The sequence below is a fragment of the Rhodococcus sp. NPDC058639 genome (genome assembly GCF_042717545.1).
Taxonomy (GTDB): domain Bacteria; phylum Actinomycetota; class Actinomycetes; order Mycobacteriales; family Mycobacteriaceae; genus Rhodococcus.
This window is the reverse complement of sequence record NZ_JBHXRF010000005.1, coordinates 74,640-90,055: the sequence shown is the minus strand read 5'-3', so window position 1 is coordinate 90,055 and position 15,416 is coordinate 74,640. Positions and strand designations below refer to the sequence as shown.

The following is a 15,416-nucleotide window of genomic DNA, read 5'->3' as shown; positions in this document are numbered from 1 at the left end:
GGGTTACTCGCTGCAGACCTTCCACTCGTCGCCGACGAGCGCGAGGTCGAAGGTGCGGTCGGTGACATCCGCCGGGCTGCGTGTCGTGTGGGCGGTGACCTGGGCGATGGCTGTGTCGCCGGTGATCTGGATGCGGTCGACGCTCGTCACCACCGGGATCGAGCCGTCCTGCACTGCAAGGTCGTGGATGCTGTCGAACTCTGCGGGGTCGACCGACGTATAGAAGTCGGCGAGCGACCCGCAGGTGGACCCGCGCAGCGTCTCGAGATCCCCGTCGGCAAGTCCCTGCACGAACGTACCGATGCTCGCCCGGATACGGCTCTCGGGACTGTTGTCCGAACGGTTCTGCAGGAAGACGGCGAGCGCGACGGCTGCCACCACGGCCACGAGAACGATCGCCCCGATGCCGGCAGCGATCCTCCTGCGCCTGCGGTCGTTGTCCCGGGACGGAGGAATCCGCGTCGGGGAGGGTTGCAGTTCGACGGGTTCCGGTTCGGGACGCACAGGCTGTGGCTGAGCGCTTCGGGGCGGAATGCGCGCCGGAGGCGGCTTCGGGATGTGCGCGGTGACCGGGATCTGGACGGTGGGGGCATCCGCCGGGTCGGGTGCCGGCGCGGGAACCGGAGTCGGCCGCGAGGGTGTCTCGAGGTCGTCGGCGCCCGGCGCGCGCCCGCCCTCCGGTACGACCTGGGAGAATCGCTCGGTCGGCGGGTCCTCGACGGGCGGGGTTTCCTCGGCGGGCGGGGTCTGCTCGGCTGTCGACGGCTTCTCGGCAGGCGTGGGGTTGTCGGGGACTGCGGGCTCGTCGGCCCCTGCCGTGTCCGCCACCGTTGCCGCGTCGTCCGCCCCTGTCTTGTCGTCCGCACCTGCCTTGTCGGGCGCGGGCACGCCGGCGGTCTCGGCCTCGGGTGTCGTGCCGGTCTCGGCTGATCCGTCGACGGTGTCGTCCTGACGCGTCGAGGAATTGTCGTGCGTGGTCGCGGATCCGGCGTCGGTGGACGTCGGCTTTTCGGTCGGTTTCTGTTCGGTGGGGTCTTCGTTGTTCGGATCGGGCACGCGCCTGCACCTCGTTCGACGGATGGGTTTCCCGGGCAGCCTATCGACCGCGGAGGTGAGACGGGCAGAATGGGCCCATGACGTCATTCGGTGATCTTCTCGGACCCCAGCCCACCCTCCTTCCCGGCGACGACGAGGCGGAGTCGGCGCTGCTCAACGGTGAGGACCCGGCGAAGGTCGCGGCCGAGCACCCCACTGCCTCGATCGCATGGGCATATCTGGCGGAAGCCGCACACGAACGCGGCGACACCATTGCCGCGTACGCGTACGCCCGCACCGGTTACCACCGTGGTCTCGACCAACTCCGCCGGAACGGGTGGAAGGGTTACGGTCCCGTTCCCTACAGCCACGAACAGAACCGCGGCTTCCTGCGGTGCGTCGCCGCTCTGGCCACGGCCGCGAAAGCGATCGGCGAGACGGACGAGCACGCACGCTGCCTCGATCTTCTCGAGGACTGCGATCCCCGCGCGGCGGAAGCACTTGGCGTCGAGTAGGCGCTTCCCCTCTCGCGCCGGTGCGCGGGAGCGCCTGAAGTCGTCCGGGCAACGCCTGCGGTCTTCCGCGCTGCCGATCGTGCAGTGCGCTCTCGCCGCGGGTCTCGCGTGGTGGGTGGCCAAGGACGTCATCCATCACGGGACACCCTTCTTTGCGCCGATCGCGGCGGTGGTGTCACTCGGCCTGTCTCTCGGCGCGCGGCTGCGCCGCAGCGTCGAGTTGGTGTGCGGTGTCACCGTGGGGATCGGTATCGGTGACTTGATCGTCTCGCTCATCGGATCCGGGCCCTGGCAGATCGCGCTGGTCGTCGCCATGGCGATGGCCACGGCGGTCGCGCTCAACAGCGGCCCGATCTTTGCGATCCAGGCGGGCAACTCGGCCGTGCTGGTCGCGACGCTCCTTCCGCCCGGCGAAGCCGGCGGGTTCGATCGAATGGTCGACGCGCTCGTGGGTGGCCTGGTGGGGGTCGCAGTAGTTGCGCTGGTCCCGACCCACCCGGTGCGTCGCGCGCGCCGCAACGCCGCGGAGATACTCGGGACCGCCGCGGATGTTCTGCGCAAAGTGGAAGCCGGGCTGGTCGAAAACAATCCGAAGCCGATCGAAGAGGCGCTTCGGCAGGCCCGCGCGACCCAACAGGCCATCGACGCGATGCGGACGCATATCAAGGGCGGCCGGGAAATCAGCCGGATATCGCCGTTGTATTGGAACAGCCGGAAGCGCCTCGCGGTGCTGACGGCCGCGGCAGACCCGATCGACCACGCGATGCGCAACGTTCGGGTGCTCGCCCGGCGGTCGCTCACCCTCGTGCGCGACGACGAGATCCTCGATCCCCGGCTGGTATCGCAGTTCGACCAACTGGCCGACGCGGTCGACGTGCTCCGCGAGATGGTCCTTGCGGAGCCGGGGGAGCAGCCCGACCAAGCTGCGGCCGCGCGAGTGCTGCGCCGTGTGGCCAAGAGGATGAGCCCCGATCTCGTCGAGGGAGCGGGTGTGTCGGCGACGGTCGTCTTCGCGCAAATGCGTTCGTTGCTCGTCGACTTGCAGCAGGTCGCCGGGCTCAAACGCATCTCGGCGATCGCGACATTGCCGCCGACGGTCGAGCGGCCCGCCTACGAACCGGAGTCCTGACTCACCCCGGTGGACCTAGCCGTTGAATACATGCGCATTCATGCATACGATGGCCGGGACCCTGGAAGGAGGGCCATGGGCTCCGGTCACGGACATTCACACGGCGTAGGCCACGGACACGGCGGCAGCGCAGGGCCGTCTCCGACGATCATCAAGCGGATGGCGATCGCACTCGGCATCCTGCTGGCCTTCCTTGTGCTCGAGGCCGGTGTCGGCCTGTGGATCGGGTCGCTCGCACTGCTCGCCGACGCGGGCCACATGCTCACCGACGTGGTCGGTGTCGCGATGGGGTTGGTCGCGTTGGTGCTCGCGCGCCGGGGGAGTGCCGCTGCTGCACGCACCTTCGGGTGGCACCGGGCCGAGGTGCTCGCCGCGATGGTCAACGCCGTCCTGCTTCTCGGCGTTGCGGGCTGGGTCTTCTACGAGGCGATCGGCCGTATCGACGACTCGCCCGAAGTGCCGGGCCTGCCGATGATCCTCACCGCGCTGGCAGGTCTCGTGGCGAACCTCGTCGTGATGGCGATGCTGCGCACCGACGTCGACGACAGCCTTGCCGTGCGCGGCGCCTATACGGAGGTTCTCGCCGACACGGTCGGCAGCGTCGGCGTTCTCGTCGCGGGAGGTCTGGTACTCGTGTTCGGGTGGACCCTCGCCGACGTCGTCGTCGGTGTCCTGATCTCCCTGTGGGTGGTCCCTCGCGCGCTGCGTCTCGCGGCGGCATCGCTGCGGATCCTCACCCAGGCGTCTCCCGCCCACCTCGACGTCGAGACGCTGCGCTTGGACCTCGCGGCGCTGCCGGGGGTGTGCGGTGTGCACGACCTGCATGTGTGGACGCTGACCACCGGTATGGATGTCGCGACTGTGCACCTCGTGAGCGACCACGATCCACAATGGATCCTCGACGCGGCCCGCACCACCTTGTCGTCGCACGGTCTCGAGCACGCCACCGTGCAGGTCGAGGGAACGGTTGACGGCCGGCGTTGCGAGCAGGACGTGACCTGGTAGCGGTTCATCCCAACCGCAGGTTCCAGCGGCCGTCCTTGCCGTCGAGTCGGGTGACAGCGAGCGGACGGACGTCGATGCGACGGAACGCCGACGCGGGCGCACCGAGCGCGTACAGCATCGCCGCCCGTACCACTGCGGCGTGCGTCACCGCGACGATGCGTTCCGGTGAATCCATCAGTGAGGCGAGCCAGGTCCCGGTACGCACGATCACGTCGTGGATCGACTCCCCTCCGTGCGGAGCGGCCTCCGGATCGGCGAGCCATACGGCGAGACTCGCTGCGGGGATCTCCTCCATCGCCGTGCCGGCCCACCGTCCGAAATCCATGTCGCGCAGGAGTGGTTCCACGGTTGGGGACAGGCCCAGGGCTGTTGCTGTCTCGATTGTCCGGAGTTCCGGTGCGGTGAGCGCGACGTCGGCGACGGGCGCCGTCGCTCGCAGGAGTTCTCGTCGTCCACGACCGGAGACGGGCTCGTCGCGCGGAAAAGCAACCGCACGTTGCGCGTCGGTGGAGGCGTGAGGGATCAGGAACAGGCGGGGCACGAGAGCCATTGTCGCGCACGCTTGACAGGGCGTGTCGGTGGTGCCAGGGTACCCCGGTACGCATGTGCCGAGGTGTAGGCAATCCGGTGGGATACCGGAGCGGTCGCGCCACTGTAACCGAGAGCATTACCTCTTTCGGAAGCCAGAAAACTCCCTCGACGCATGGCTTTCGGATGGGACGCGAAATCCCAGGAGGTTGCCGTGGTTGTCATTACCCACACCCCGGACGCGCTGAGTTCGGCCACGCTCACTGTCGCCGGTCTGGGCTGGGTTGCGATCGGCGCAGTGCCGTTCGTGAAATACCCGGCGAATCCGCCCGCCGTCGGCAATCCAGAGACGATCGACCAGCGAACCTGGTTGTGGGTCGCGACGGTCGTGCTCGGACTGGTCGCTGTCGCGGTTGCCGTGATCGTTTCGAGAGCGCTTGCGGGCAAGGGGTTCCGCACGGTGCGTCTTGCAGCACCCATCGTCGCATTCCTGATCGTGGTTGGCCTGGGATATCTCGTGCTGCCGACGATCGACGAGGTGAGTGCCGATTTCCCGGCCACCCTGCTGTCGGAATTCCGGGTGTCGTCGCTCGCAGTCCAGATCACGCTCTGGGCCGCACTCGGATGGACTGTCGCATTCCTGACCGAACACGCGCCGCGCTGCGCCGTGGTCAAGGCGACGTGAGCATGGCGTACGGTCTGCTGGTCGCCGGGACGACCTCGGACGCGGGAAAGTCGGTGGTCACCGCCGGGATCTGTCGCGCACTGTCGCGTCGCGGCCTGACGGTCGCGCCGTACAAGGCGCAGAACATGTCCAACAACTCCATGGTCACGATCGACCCTGCAACCGGCGCGGGTGCCGAAATTGGTCGCGCGCAATGGATTCAGGCGGTCGCCGCCCGCGCGACGCCGGAGCCGGCCATGAATCCTGTACTCCTCAAACCGGGTAGTGACCGTCGCAGCCATGTAGTGGTGCTGGGACAACCGGCGGGGACTCTCGAAGCCGGTGAGTTCGCGGGTGGCCGTAAGCACCTCGCCGACGCGGCATTCTCGGCACTGGACGATCTCCGTACCCGGTTCGACGTGGTCGTGTGCGAGGGCGCGGGCAGTGCCGCCGAGATCAATCTCCGCACTCACGATTACGTCAACATGGGTCTGGCGCAACACGGCTCGCTTCCGACGATTCTCGTCGGTGACATCGACCGCGGTGGCGTCTTCGCGTCGATGTACGGCACGCTCGCGCTCCTCGACGCCGCCGATCAGCAGCTGGTGCGTGGCTTCGTGATCAACAAGTTCCGCGGCGATGCCACTCTGCTGAAACCCGGCCTGGACTCGTTTCTGACACTTACCGGACGCCCGGTACTCGGGGTGCTGCCGTGGCAGCGTGATATGTGGCTGGACTCAGAGGACACCCTCGCATTGACATCGCGTCCGAGCCATGACGGCGACGGTGCTCTCACAATCGCTGTCGTGATGTTGCCGCGCATCAGCAATTTCACCGATGTCGACGCCTCGTGCCTCGAACCGGATGTGCGAGTGCGGTTCGTCGACGATCCGCGGACACTCGCGGGCGCGGACGTCGTGATCGTGCCCGGTACTCGCGCGACACTCGCCGACCTTGCCTGGCTGCGCTCGCGAGGTCTCGACAGGGCCATCGTCGACCATGTACATCGGGGCGGCTCTGTCCTCGGAATCTGTGGGGGATTCCAGATGCTCGGCCACGACATCATCGACCCGCACGGCATCGAAGGAACTCCGGGCGCGCGGGCTCGGGGACTCGGACTACTCGCTGTGAGCACGGAATTCGGTTGTCACAAGGTGCTGCGGCTACCGGTCGGCTCGGCACTCGGAGTCGAGGCGAGGGGCTACGAGATCCATCACGGACGCGTCTGCGCCGGTGGCGAGGACGAATTCCTCGGTGGTGCCCGGCGAGGCAACGTGTTCGGCACCATGTGGCACGGCACCCTGGAGGGCGACGCACTGCGCGTGGCGTGGTTGCGCGAGGTTGCCGTCGCGGTCGGCCGCGAGGTGCACACCGGCGCGGTGAATTTCACCGCACAACGCGACGCGCGGCTCGATCTCCTCGCCGACATGATCGACGAGCACATCGGCGTCGATGTACTGCTCTCGATGATGGGGGACCGCCCCACGCTGCCGACCCTGACGGGAGCATTGGCATGACCGTGCTGGTCCTCGGTGGCACCGGCGAGGCTCGTGCACTCGCGCAGCTGTTGTGCGACAACGAAGTCGACTTCGTATCCTCGCTCGCTGGGCGGGTGCGCAATCCACGCCTGCCGGTCGGCGCAGTGCGTATCGGCGGGTTCGGCGGCGTCGCCGGGCTCGCAGCATACCTGCGTACCCGCGGTGTCGATGCGGTCGTGGACGCGACACATCCTTTCGCGAAGGGCATCAGCGCCAACGCGGCCGAAGCTTGCCGTGTAGCGAAAATCCCGTTGTTGCGCTTGCAGCGTCCGGGATGGACCGACGACACCGGTGGATGGATCCGGGTGGCCTGCCACGACGAGGCCGCTGAAGTCGCGGCCGGCGGGTCCGGTGTCTTCTTGAGTACGGGCCGTCAGACGCTCGATCGTTTCGTCGAACCGCTCGGAAAGCACCGGGTGGTGGCGCGGATCGTCGACCCTCTCGACGGCGAGTTCCCTCCCGACTGGACATTGGTGCACGCCCGCGGCCCGTACACCTTCGACAGTGAATGCGCACTGATGCGGAAATACGAAGTGGATACGCTGGTCACCAAGGATTCCGGGGGCGATCTCACGCGAGCGAAGCTCGACGCAGCTGCTGTACTCGGCGTGCGAGTGATCATGGTGAGCCGGCCCGCAGGGCCGCCCGGTGTGCGTACCGTGGCGACCGTGGGTGAAGCGTCCGCATGGGTCCTCAGACCTCCGGTCTCTCGGATCTGAGTTCTTCGACGTTCTTCCCTTTCCGCGCCGTGGCTCGCGTCGGGTGCGTGGGCCTGTTGCCCGTGGCGTGCGCCACTTGGAAATGTCGCTGCCGGGAACGTCCGGCGGGACGAGTCCGACCGCGACCGTCACCGACTTGCGGGCACCACAACTCGCACGGCGACGGCCAGTGCAACGGTCGAGATGAGTGCTCCCGCACCTACCCGTGCTGCCAGACGCGCGGTTCTGCCGATATCCGTCGGTGCGGGTGCCGGGCCGTCGCCCAGCGTCCCGCGATCCTCGACGACTCCGTGATAGACGTTCGCTCCCCCGAGCGTGATTCCGAGCGCCCCGGCAAAAGCCGCCTCGACGGGACCCGCATTCGGACTCGGATGCTTGTGCGCGTCCCGCCGCCAGGCTTGGAATGCCGCGACGGAATGCCCGCCCAGCGCAGCAGCCAGCAGTGCGGTCAACCGAGCCGGGACGAGGTTCACCGCATCGTCGAATCGCGCCGACGCCCACCCGAATCGTTCCAGACGGGGAGTGCGGTGCCCGACCCGGGCGTCCAGCGTGTTCGTGGCGCGATAGCCGAGCAACCCGGCCGGACCGAGAATCGCGCCCCACACGAGCGGTGCGACGACGGCATCCGAGGTGTTCTCGGCCACGGATTCGATTGTCGCGCGGGCGATACCGTTCGCATCGAGCTGTGAGGGGTCGCGTCCGACGAGATGCGTGATCTGCACCCGGGCCGCCGCGAGGTCGCCGCGGCTCAACTGGTCGTCCAGGGCGCGCGCCTCGATACCGAGGGATCGGCCCCCGAGCACCACCCAGGTCGCGGCGGCGACGACCGCGGTGTTGAGCAGGGGGCGGGATCGGGTTGCCCGGTCGGCCGCCCAGCCCAGTAATCCGGTGGAGCCGACGAGCACGATCGTGAATGTCACTCCGGCACTGCGGTTGTCGGCATACATCACGCGCTCGGCCGACCGCGCGACCTTCCCGAAGCCGCTCACGGGATGCCACCGCCGAGGATCACCGAGAATCTGGTCGGCGATGTACCCCAGCATCAGCCCTGCCGCCCTCATCGGATCGACCTCCACGCATCGAGCAGCGCGACGGTGGTGGCGCGGTCGCGTACGGCGATCCGCACCCACTGCTCACCGAGCCCGGGGAACGTATCGCCGCGGCGCACGGCGAAGCCCCGTGCGCGCAACTGTTCCCGAGTATCGGTGGGCACGGGGACCAGCACGAACGGCCCGGCGGGAGCGCCGGTCACCGTCAGGCCCGCTTCGTTCAGCGCTTCGACGAGTGCGGCTCGGTCGGCGGTGACCTCCCGCGCGATCGTCTCGGCCTCCGACGTGGCGCGTGCCGACGCGCACGCGATCATTGCCGCCGCGGCAGGGGTCGACACCGACCACGGAGGTTGCTGCGCCGCGAGATCCGCGATCACGTCGGCGGCGCCGACGACATACCCCGCCCGGATGCCGGGAATCGCCCACGTTTTCGTCAGCGAACGAATCACCAGCAAACCGGAATGTCGCTCGCCCGCGAGCGACTCCGTTTCTCCGGGAACAGCATCCATGAAAGCTTCGTCGACCACCACGACACGTCCCGGCCGGAGCAGTGCCCGCAACGTCCCGGCGGGGTGCAGCACCGACGTCGGGTTCGTGGGGTTGCCGATCACGACGAGATCCGCATCGTCGGGCACGGCACCGGGACCGAGGACGAAGCCGTCGTCCGCACGCAGGATCACGCGCCGCACGTCGTGCCCGGCCGCGGCGAGTGCCGCCTCCGGTTCGGTGAACTGCGGATGCACGACCACCGGGGCGCGCCATGCCCGTGCACGCGCGATGAGGGTGAAGGCTTCGGCGCCACCCGCGGTCGGCAGTACCTCGTCGACGGTGCGGCCGTGCCGGTCGGCGAGGGCGGACCGGGCGGCCCCCGGGTCCGGGTAGCGGTCCAGGTCGCCGAGGGCCGCGCGCAGTGCGTCGTCCAACCATGTGGGACGCGGGCGTCTCGAGACGTTGACGGCGAGGTCGACGAGCCAGGGGGTGGCCTCGCGATCGCCGTGGTGGTGCAGGTCGGGGGCGTGCAGGCGGGGCCTCGGCGGTGGTGCGGGCATGGGTGTCGCGGTGCGGGCCGCGTCGACGAACCGCTGTGCGAGCTGCGGGTGGCCGGCCCAATGGGTGTGCAGGTACGACGCGTGCAGTGCCGCGGTCGCGAAGCCGTCGGGCCGCCCGTCGAGCAACCAGCCGGGGGCAGTGCCGGGCTCGACGACGGTGCGATGGAACTCGTGTCCGGTGACGCGGGTGCCGGCGGTGGCCAGCAGGCTGTCGGTCGTGGCGATCGCGGTGCGGTAGCCCAGGGTCAGGCGTGAGGTCATCCGCGCGGACGCATCGAGCGCGCCGACCATCTCGGCGCCGTCGACGTCGCGGCACAGATACAGCAGACCGGCGCATTCGGCGACGGTCGGTACACCTGCGGTGATCGCGGCCCGGAGATGTTCACGCAGTGGCACATTCGCGGAGAGATCCGCGGCATGAACCTCTGGGAAGCCACCTCCGAGATAGATCCCGGTGGTGCCGTCCGGAAGCTTCTCGTCGCGCAGGGGGTCGAAGGTGACGGTGCGGCATCCGGCGGCGCGCAACAGCTCTTCGGTTTCGGTGTAGCGGAAGGTGAAGGCGCGGCCCCCCGCAATCGCGACGACCGGGCCCGCCTCGCTGTGGGACACCGACTCGCCGGGCGCCCACGACCGGCTGTGCACATCCGGTGCCGCTCGCGCGATCCGCACGAGCTCGGCAAGGTCGATGTGTTCCACGATGTGGTCGGCGAGCCGATCGAGTTGCCCGGCCGCCTCCGCGCGCTCCTCGGCCGGAATCAGGCCCAGGTGCCGGGAGGGAGCCGAGATTCCGTCGTCGCGGTGCAGTACGCCGAGCACCGGGATACCGGTGGGCTCTAGTGCCGCGATCACCTCGTCCGAATGACGCTGGGAGCCGGCCTTGTTCAAGATCACCCCAGCGATGCGGGTGCCGCGGTCGTACGACGCCATGCCGTGCACGACCGCCGCGATCGACCGCGACGCGTGCGACACGTCGACGACGAGGATCACCGGCGCAGCCAGCAGCGACGCGACGTGCGAGGTCGACGCGTAACCGTCGGTGCCGAGCATCCCGTCGTACAACCCCATGACACCCTCGACCACCGCGATGTCGGCGCCCGCAGCGCCATGGAGGAACAGCGGTGCGACGAGGTCTTCGCCGACGAGATGCGGATCGAGGTTGCGTCCGGGACGACCCGTCGCCAGCGCGTGATAGCCGGGGTCGATGTAGTCGGGGCCGATCTTGTGTCCCGAGACCACCATTCCGGTGCGTCGCAGGGCCGCCATCAGCCCTGCCGACACGGTGGTCTTACCATGACCGGAGGCCGGCGCGGCAACGACGAGGCGGGGGAGGACTACCACTCTTCGTTCTCTCTCACCATGTTCTCTCTCACCATTCGATTCCCCGCTGGCCCTTCTGGCCCGTGTCCATGGGGTGCTTGATCTTCGTCATCTCTGTCACGAGGTCGGCGATGTCGAGCAGTTTCGGGTGGGCGCGACGTCCGGTGATCATGACGTGCTGGTGCCCGGTGCGGTGGGTGAGGGTGTCGACGACCTCGCCGATGTCGATCCAACCCCAGTCGATCGGGTAGGTGAATTCGTCGAGCACGTACAACCCGTGCTGCTCCGCGGCCAGACGCCGCTGGATCTCGCGCCACCCCGCCAGTGCATCCGCGGCATGGTCCTCGTCGCTGCCTTCCTTGCGCGACCACGACCAGCCCGAGCCCATCTTGTGCCATTCGATCGGCCCGCCCGTGCCACGCTCGGTGTGCAATTCGCCGAGGGTTTCGAATGCGGTCTGCTCACCGAGTCGCCACTTGGCGGACTTGACGAACTGGAACACCGCGACCGACCAGCCCTGGTTCCAGCCGCGCAGGGCAAGCCCGAATGCGGCCGTCGACTTCCCTTTGCCGTCACCGGTGTTGACCATGAGCAGTGGACGATTGCGCCGCTGGCGGGTGGTGAGCCCGTCGTCGGGCACGACGTCCGGTTGTCCCTTCGGCATCAGGCGGCCCTTCCTCGAACGATTCCGGTGAGTGCGTCGGCGTGCACATCGCCGACCTGTACGTATTCGGCTCCGAGTCGCTCGGCGAGACGCCCCGCCAGTCTCATCCGGAACCGGCCCGTTTCGGAGTCGACGACGACTGCGGAGATTCCCTGTGCTGCAATCACATCTGCGGCCTCGAGGGACCGTTTCACCGCATTCTCGCCGGACGTCGCGCGACCGTCGGTGACGACGACGAGCAACGCGCGCCGGTCCGGGTCGCGCAACCGGTGCCGCCGAATGGTCTCGGCGGATTCGATCAACCCCTCGGCGAGCGGTGTGCGTCCGCCGGCGGGAAGTTCGCGGAGCCGTGTGGCGGCAACGTCGACCGAATTGGTGGGAGGCAGGGTGAGACTCGCGGTGGTTCCCCGGAAGGTGACGAGGCCGACGGTGTCGCGGCGACGGTACGCGTCGAGCAGTAGCGACAGGATCGCGGTCTTCACCTGGGTCATGCGCTGTTTCGCGGCCATCGACCCGGAGGCGTCGACGCACAGCAGCACCAGGTTTGCCTCGCGGCCCTCGATCACCTTGCGTCGCAGTTCCCGCACCCCGCGTGGCCCTGCTTCCGACCCGACCGAACCGGAAAGGGCATTCGCGCGGATCGTCGCGGGGAGATGGACCGGGCCGGTATCGCCGCGACGCTCACCGACGGTGCGGCCGATCGTGGTGCGTGCCCGTGAACGCCGGCCCGCCGTGCCGCGTCCGGTGCGGTCCGCGGTGAACAGTCGGGTGCGGTACGGATCGCCGGGGGCGGTCACCGCGGTGGGTGCGGTAGCGGACTGCCGCTCCGACTTCGTCTCCGGGGACGCCGAATCTGTTTCGGAGGACGCAGTATCCGCGTCGTCGCCTGCCGGACCGGACGGATCCGGCGCGCCGTCACCGTCGGGGCCGTCGTCGTCCGGGCCGTCGTCGGGCGCGGTGTTGCCGAGCAGTTCGTCGAGCAGATCGTCGTCCATCCCCGGCGAGTCGAAAGGGCTGCGGCGACGGCGATGCGGCAGAGCGAGTTTCGCGGCGACCGCGATGTCCTCGCGGGTCACCGCGCCGCGACCCTCCCAGGCCGCATGTGCCACGGCGGTTTTCGCGGTGACCAGGTCGGCGCGCATGCCGTCGACGTCGAACGCGGCACACACCTCCGCGATCGCGACGAGCGCGGCATCGCCGAGCCGAACCTGCGGCATCCTGCGGCGGGCATCGACGATGCGCTCGGACAGTGCGGCTTCGGCGTCGGCCCAGTGCGCGGTGAATGCAGCGGGGTCGGCATCGAATGCCAGACGCCGGCGAACGATCTCGGCACGCAACTGCGGATCACGCGGTGCCGCCACTTCGACCGTCAGGCCGAACCGGTCCAGCAGCTGCGGTCGCAGTTCGCCCTCCTCGGGATTCATGGTGCCGACCAGCACGAATCGTGCGGCATGGGTAACGGACACCCCGTCGCGCTCGACCGTGGAACGTCCCATCGCGGCAGCATCGAGCAGCAGATCGACGAGGTGGTCGTGCAAGAGATTCACTTCGTCGACGTACAGCACGCCGCGATGTGCGAGCGCGAGCAGGCCGGGTTCGTATTCCGCAGTACCCACAGACAACGCTTTCTGCAGGTGCAGCGAACCGGTGACCCGGTCCTCGGTGGCGCCCACGGGCAGTTCGACGAGGCGCGCCGGACGACGCCGTACGGGCGCGTCCGCCGGGTGCGGCCCGTCGGGGCAGGCTGGGTCGACGGACCGGGGATCACACGCGAATCGGCAGCTCTGGACCTGAGTGACCTGCGGCAACAATGCTGCCTGCGCCCGGACCATCGTCGATTTCGCGGTGCCTTTCTCGCCGCGCACGAGCACGCCGCCGATCTCCGGCGACACCGCGCACAGCGTCAGGGCGAGCGCCAGATCGTCTGAACCGACGACGGCGCTGAACGGATACACGTGCACTACTCGACCCTCCACAGGCTCCCGCTGGGACGTACTCTTCGGCAGCTGAATCGAAGGCCGGTATTCGGACTTCCCGGTCGGACATCGTGCGATCGCCTTCCCGGACCGATGGTCCAGTGGCTGCGCGTATGCGCATGATCGACGACTCCCGGGTCACCGCAGCGGGCCTGTGCCGGATTCTCACCGGCTTCCCGATTATCCCCGTGAGGGGCACCTTCGATTGTCTTGCCGTGGCCGAGTGTATCCGCACCGCCCTGCACTATGGTTCACCGCCATGGGTTCTTCGATCACCGTGGTCGGCGTCGGTGCCGACGGCTGGGCCGGCGTCGCGCCGGCCGCACGGGCACACGTTCTACGCGCCGATGTCCTGCTCGGCGGGCGCCGGCATCTCGCGTCGGTGCCGGCCACCGCCGCGATCCGCGAGCCGTGGCCGTCCCCACTGCTCGGGGGTCTCGACGACGTCCTCGCCCGCCATGAGGGGCGGTCGATCGTCGCGCTCGCATCGGGTGATCCGCTGGTGTCCGGAATCGGGTCCACGTTGATCCGCAGGCTCGGTCGCCAAGCGGTGCACGTGATTCCGGCGGTGTCGTCCGTCTCGCTGGCCCGTGTCCGGATGGGCTGGGCCGCGGAGGACTGCGAGACGGTCACGCTCGTGGGCCGGAACGTCGACGCGCTGCGCCGGTACCTGTCTCGCGATCGACGGCTGATCGTGCTGACGTCGGATGCATCGAGTCTCGACGCGGTCGCGCGATTGCTCGTCGACGAGGGGTTCGGTGCGGCACGGGTGACGCTCCTGTCGAACCTCGGTAGCGAGAGCGGCGAGTCGCGCCGGGCGGGCACCGCGCGGGAATTCGTCGGTGTGCCGGGCGACGACCTGAGCCTGCTGTGCATCGAATGCAGAGGGGCCGAAGGTAACTCGACGGCGCCGGGGCTTCCCGACGAGTGTTTCGAACACGACGGTCAGCTCAGCAAACGACCTATCCGGATCGCGGCGGTCTGCGCGCTGGCACCGAAACCGGGGCAGTTGTTGTGGGACGTCGGCGCCGGTGCCGGATCGGTGGGAATCGAGTGGGCGCGTACCGATCCGAGTTGCCGGACGATCGCGCTCGAGCGGAACCCCTCCCGCGCGGAGGCCATCGAGCGCAATGCATCCCGGCTCGGGGTGCCGACCTCGTTGCGTGTGGTACTCGGTGGGGCGCCGGAGGCCTTGGCGGGACTCGAGGCACCCGACGCGATCTTCGTCGGCGGCGGCGGCAGTCGAGCCGGGGTGCTCGACGCGTGCTGGAACGCGCTGCGCGAGGGTGGTCGTCTCGTGGCTCACTCCGTGACCCTCGAGACCGAGGCCGTGCTCGTGGAGTGGTGGAAGACGTACGGCGGTGAGCTGACCCGGTTGTCAGTCGAACAGGCTGCGCCCATAGGAACATTCACCGGGTGGCAATCACTGCGCCCGGTGGTGCAGTGGTCCATTGTGAAAGGTGGAAAATGACAGTCCATTTCGTAGGATCCGGGCCCGGCGCGGCCGACCTGCTGACGCTGCGTGCGGCCGAGCTGCTGCGGCACGCGCCGGTGGTGCTGTACGCGGGTACCTACCTCGACGACGAGATCCTCGCGCACTGCGCCGACGATGCCGAACTCGTGGACACCCAGCACCTGGACCTCGATCGAATCACCGAGCATCTCGTCGATGCGCACCGCCGCGGCCTCGACGCGGTGCGGTTGTGTTCGGGCGATCCGTCGCTGTACTCGGCGCTCACCGAGCAGACCCGGCGGCTCGACGCGGCCGGAGTGCCGTGGGACGTCACTCCGGGCGTGCCCGCGTATGCGGCGGCAGCCGCGACCCTCGGCGCGGAACTGACGGTGCCGGAATTGGTGCAGACGGTCGTGCTCACTCGTACGCAGGCGCGGTCGACGGCGATGCCCGACACCGAGGTGCTCGCACGGGTCGCGGGTCTGCGTGCCAGTCTGGTTCTGCACCTCGCGATCACCAGGATGCGTGTTCTCGCGGAGGAGTTGAGCGCGGAGTACGGAACCGACTGCCCGGTCGCCGTCGTGGCCTTCGCATCCCGCCCCGACGAGTTGGTGCTCCGCGGCACGCTCGCGGACATCGCGGACCGGGTCGAGCAGGCCGGGTTGAAGCACACCGCGGTGATTCTCGTGGGTAGGGCGCTCGGTGTCCGGGAGCAGTCCGAAGTGGCGTGTTCGCATCTCTACGACCCGGCGCGCCCCCGCCATGTGTAGCGGAT

13 protein-coding genes, 1 pseudogene and 2 riboswitches are annotated in these 15,416 nt (G+C 68.7%); of the genes and pseudogenes, 8 read left to right on the top strand and 6 right to left on the bottom strand.

Translation table 11 applies throughout. The features are described from left to right. Positions 1-3: 3 nt before the first annotated feature. Positions 4-1,056 carry a hypothetical protein gene (locus tag ACFWU2_RS11335; RefSeq protein ID WP_378605473.1) on the bottom strand — a complete coding sequence of 351 codons (1,053 nt, stop codon included), beginning with the start codon at positions 1,054-1,056 and terminating at the stop codon, positions 4-6. Between the two features lie 77 nt (positions 1,057-1,133). Between ACFWU2_RS11335 and ACFWU2_RS11330 the strand changes: the two genes are divergently transcribed. The 3 genes from ACFWU2_RS11330 to ACFWU2_RS11320 all read left to right on the top strand — a co-directional run bounded on the left by ACFWU2_RS11330 (position 1,134) and on the right by ACFWU2_RS11320 (position 3,684). Next, a complete protein-coding gene (locus ACFWU2_RS11330; RefSeq protein ID WP_169651389.1) occupies positions 1,134-1,550 on the top strand; it encodes a DUF3151 domain-containing protein in 417 nt (138 codons plus the stop codon). Further along, the gene (locus tag ACFWU2_RS11325) at positions 1,537-2,679 is read left to right on the top strand and encodes an aromatic acid exporter family protein (RefSeq protein WP_378605468.1); all 1,143 of its coding nucleotides are present in this window, start codon (positions 1,537-1,539) and stop codon (positions 2,677-2,679) included. Before ACFWU2_RS11330 ends, ACFWU2_RS11325 begins: the two co-directional genes overlap by 14 nt. 75 nt (positions 2,680-2,754) lie before the next feature. Continuing rightward, positions 2,755-3,684: a cation diffusion facilitator family transporter gene (locus ACFWU2_RS11320; protein WP_378605465.1), complete on the top strand. Its 930-nt coding sequence runs from the start codon at positions 2,755-2,757 to the stop codon at positions 3,682-3,684. Between the two features lie 4 nt (positions 3,685-3,688). Here the strand turns inward: ACFWU2_RS11320 and ACFWU2_RS11315 are convergent, their stop codons facing one another. Continuing rightward, positions 3,689-4,234 (bottom strand): histidine phosphatase family protein, encoded by a 546-nt coding sequence (locus ACFWU2_RS11315; protein ID WP_378605462.1) that lies wholly within the window; start codon positions 4,232-4,234, stop codon positions 3,689-3,691. A 19-nt stretch (positions 4,235-4,253) separates the two neighbouring features. Further along, positions 4,254-4,398, top strand: a riboswitch (cobalamin riboswitch). Between the two features lie 73 nt (positions 4,399-4,471). On the opposite strand from ACFWU2_RS11315, the pseudogene ACFWU2_RS11310 reads away from it, so the two are divergent. The 3 genes and pseudogenes from ACFWU2_RS11310 to ACFWU2_RS11300 form a co-directional block, all read left to right on the top strand. Further along, positions 4,472-4,897: pseudogene (locus tag ACFWU2_RS11310) on the top strand (CbtA family protein); the annotation flags it as partial. Positions 4,898-4,899: 2 nt separating this feature from the next. Further along, entirely contained in the window at positions 4,900-6,393 is a 1,494-nt protein-coding gene (locus ACFWU2_RS11305) for a cobyric acid synthase (RefSeq protein ID WP_378606248.1), read from the top strand. Then, entirely contained in the window at positions 6,390-7,133 is a 744-nt protein-coding gene (locus ACFWU2_RS11300) for a cobalt-precorrin-6A reductase (protein ID WP_378605459.1), read from the top strand. Before ACFWU2_RS11305 ends, ACFWU2_RS11300 begins: the two co-directional genes overlap by 4 nt. Before the next feature lie 128 nt (positions 7,134-7,261). On the opposite strand, the gene ACFWU2_RS11295 is transcribed toward ACFWU2_RS11300, so the two are convergent. Genes ACFWU2_RS11295 through ACFWU2_RS11280 form a run of 4 tightly spaced genes read right to left on the bottom strand, consistent with a single transcriptional unit; the run spans position 7,262 to position 13,173 of the window. Next, positions 7,262-8,194, bottom strand: coding sequence for a cobalamin biosynthesis protein (locus ACFWU2_RS11295; RefSeq protein WP_378605456.1), 933 nt, complete (start codon positions 8,192-8,194; stop codon positions 7,262-7,264). After that, a complete protein-coding gene (locus tag ACFWU2_RS11290; protein ID WP_378605453.1) occupies positions 8,191-10,569 on the bottom strand; it encodes a cobyrinate a,c-diamide synthase in 2,379 nt (792 codons plus the stop codon). Before ACFWU2_RS11290 ends, ACFWU2_RS11295 begins: the two co-directional genes overlap by 4 nt. A gap of 28 nt (positions 10,570-10,597) precedes the next feature. Continuing rightward, complete coding sequence (cobO, locus tag ACFWU2_RS11285) at positions 10,598-11,212, bottom strand: cob(I)yrinic acid a,c-diamide adenosyltransferase (protein ID WP_378605450.1); 615 nt, start codon at positions 11,210-11,212, stop codon at positions 10,598-10,600. Continuing rightward, positions 11,212-13,173: a VWA domain-containing protein gene (locus ACFWU2_RS11280; RefSeq protein WP_378605447.1), complete on the bottom strand. Its 1,962-nt coding sequence runs from the start codon at positions 13,171-13,173 to the stop codon at positions 11,212-11,214. The genes cobO and ACFWU2_RS11280 overlap by 1 nt, the downstream gene beginning before the upstream one ends. Before the next feature lie 37 nt (positions 13,174-13,210). Continuing rightward, positions 13,211-13,406: riboswitch (cobalamin riboswitch) on the bottom strand. 41 nt (positions 13,407-13,447) lie between these two features. On the opposite strand from ACFWU2_RS11280, the gene cbiE reads away from it, so the two are divergent. After that, positions 13,448-14,659 (top strand): precorrin-6y C5,15-methyltransferase (decarboxylating) subunit CbiE, encoded by a 1,212-nt coding sequence (gene cbiE, locus ACFWU2_RS11275; protein WP_378605444.1) that lies wholly within the window; start codon positions 13,448-13,450, stop codon positions 14,657-14,659. Beyond that, positions 14,656-15,411, top strand: a complete 756-nt coding sequence (locus ACFWU2_RS11270) for a cobalt-precorrin-4/precorrin-4 C(11)-methyltransferase (RefSeq protein ID WP_378605441.1) — start codon at positions 14,656-14,658, stop codon at positions 15,409-15,411. Before cbiE ends, ACFWU2_RS11270 begins: the two co-directional genes overlap by 4 nt. Positions 15,412-15,416: the final 5 nt, after the last annotated feature.

Bases quoted from the DNA above. Each gene is read 5' to 3' on its own strand.
- ACFWU2_RS11330 (WP_169651389.1), top strand. From the start codon at position 1,134: ATGACGTCATTCGGTGATCTTCTCGGACCCCAGCCCACCCTCCTTCCC.
- cobO (WP_378605450.1), bottom strand. From the start codon at position 11,212: ATGCCGAAGGGACAACCGGACGTCGTGCCCGACGACGGGCTCACCACC.
- ACFWU2_RS11295 (WP_378605456.1), bottom strand. From the start codon at position 8,194: ATGAGGGCGGCAGGGCTGATGCTGGGGTACATCGCCGACCAGATTCTC.
- ACFWU2_RS11320 (WP_378605465.1), top strand. From the start codon at position 2,755: ATGGGCTCCGGTCACGGACATTCACACGGCGTAGGCCACGGACACGGC.
- ACFWU2_RS11300 (WP_378605459.1), top strand. From the start codon at position 6,390: ATGACCGTGCTGGTCCTCGGTGGCACCGGCGAGGCTCGTGCACTCGCG.
- ACFWU2_RS11270 (WP_378605441.1), top strand. From the start codon at position 14,656: ATGACAGTCCATTTCGTAGGATCCGGGCCCGGCGCGGCCGACCTGCTG.
- cbiE (WP_378605444.1), top strand. From the start codon at position 13,448: ATGGGTTCTTCGATCACCGTGGTCGGCGTCGGTGCCGACGGCTGGGCC.
- ACFWU2_RS11305 (WP_378606248.1), top strand. From the start codon at position 4,900: ATGGCGTACGGTCTGCTGGTCGCCGGGACGACCTCGGACGCGGGAAAG.
- ACFWU2_RS11315 (WP_378605462.1), bottom strand. From the start codon at position 4,234: ATGGCTCTCGTGCCCCGCCTGTTCCTGATCCCTCACGCCTCCACCGAC.